General features: G+C 56.6%; 1 rRNA gene. It reads right to left on the bottom strand.

Annotated features, from left to right (window positions below):
- Window positions 1–20: 20 nt before the first annotated feature.
- A 16S ribosomal RNA gene (locus EDL96_RS13285) occupies window positions 21–1556 on the bottom strand.
- Window positions 1557–1567: the final 11 nt, after the last annotated feature.

The raw sequence follows: 1567 nt of genomic DNA, 5'->3' as shown, positions 1-1567 counted from the left end.
CGGATGTGAATGCTCCTTAGAAAGGAGGTGATCCAGCCGCACCTTCCGGTACGGCTACCTTGTTACGACTTAGTCCCAATCGCTCGTCCCACCTTCGACGGCTCCCCCCACAAGGGTTAGGCCACCGGCTTCGGGTGTTACCAACTTTCGTGACTTGACGGGCGGTGTGTACAAGGCCCGGGAACGTATTCACCGCAGCGTTGCTGATCTGCGATTACTAGCGACTCCGACTTCACGTGGTCGAGTTGCAGACCACGATCCGAACTGAGACCGGCTTTTTGGGATTAGCTCCACCTCACAGTATCGCAACCCTTTGTACCGGCCATTGTAGCATGCGTGAAGCCCAAGACATAAGGGGCATGATGATTTGACGTCATCCCCACCTTCCTCCGAGTTGACCCCGGCAGTCTCCCATGAGTCCCCACCACCCCCAAAGGGAGCGTGCTGGCAACATGGAACGAGGGTTGCGCTCGTTGCGGGACTTAACCCAACATCTCACGACACGAGCTGACGACAACCATGCACCACCTGTACACCAACCCAAAAGGGAAGAACCATCTCTGGAACGATCTGGTGCATGTCAAGCCTTGGTAAGGTTCTTCGCGTTGCATCGAATTAATCCGCATGCTCCGCCGCTTGTGCGGGCCCCCGTCAATTCCTTTGAGTTTTAGCCTTGCGGCCGTACTCCCCAGGCGGGGCACTTAATGCGTTAGCTACGGCGCGGAGAACGTGGAATGCCCCCCACACCTAGTGCCCAACGTTTACGGCATGGACTACCAGGGTATCTAATCCTGTTCGCTCCCCATGCTTTCGCTCCTCAGCGTCAGTAACAGCCCAGAGACCTGCCTTCGCCATCGGTGTTCCTCCTGATATCTGCGCATTTCACCGCTACACCAGGAATTCCAGTCTCCCCTACTGCACTCTAGTCTGCCCGTACCCACTGCACACCCGGAGTTAAGCCCCGGGCTTTCACAGCAGACGCGACAAACCGCCTACGAGCTCTTTACGCCCAATAATTCCGGACAACGCTTGCGCCCTACGTATTACCGCGGCTGCTGGCACGTAGTTAGCCGGCGCTTCTTCTGCAGGTACCGTCACAAAAGCTTCTTCCCTGCTGAAAGAGGTTTACAACCCGAAGGCCGTCATCCCTCACGCGGCGTCGCTGCATCAGGCTTGCGCCCATTGTGCAATATTCCCCACTGCTGCCTCCCGTAGGAGTCTGGGCCGTGTCTCAGTCCCAGTGTGGCCGGTCACCCTCTCAGGCCGGCTACCCGTCGTCGCCTTGGTAAGCCATTACCCCACCAACAAGCTGATAGGCCGTGAGCCCATCCAAAACCAGTACAAACCCTTTCCACCACCAAGACATGCATCTGATGGTCGTATCCAGTATTAGACCCAGTTTCCCAGGCTTATCCCAGAGTCAAGGGCAGGTCACTCACGTATTACTCACCCGTTCGCCACTAATCCACGGTGCAAGCACCGCTTCATCGTTCGACTTGCATGTGTTAAGCACGCCGCCAGCGTTCGTCCTGAGCCAGGATCAAACTCTCCGTCAAAAAACAAAACA

This window comes from Kocuria soli, assembly GCF_003797835.1.
GTDB classification, from domain to species: Bacteria; Actinomycetota; Actinomycetes; order Actinomycetales; family Micrococcaceae; genus Kocuria; species Kocuria soli.
Note: the sequence above shows the minus strand (reverse complement) of the source record. Positions and strands in the feature narration are given on the sequence as shown.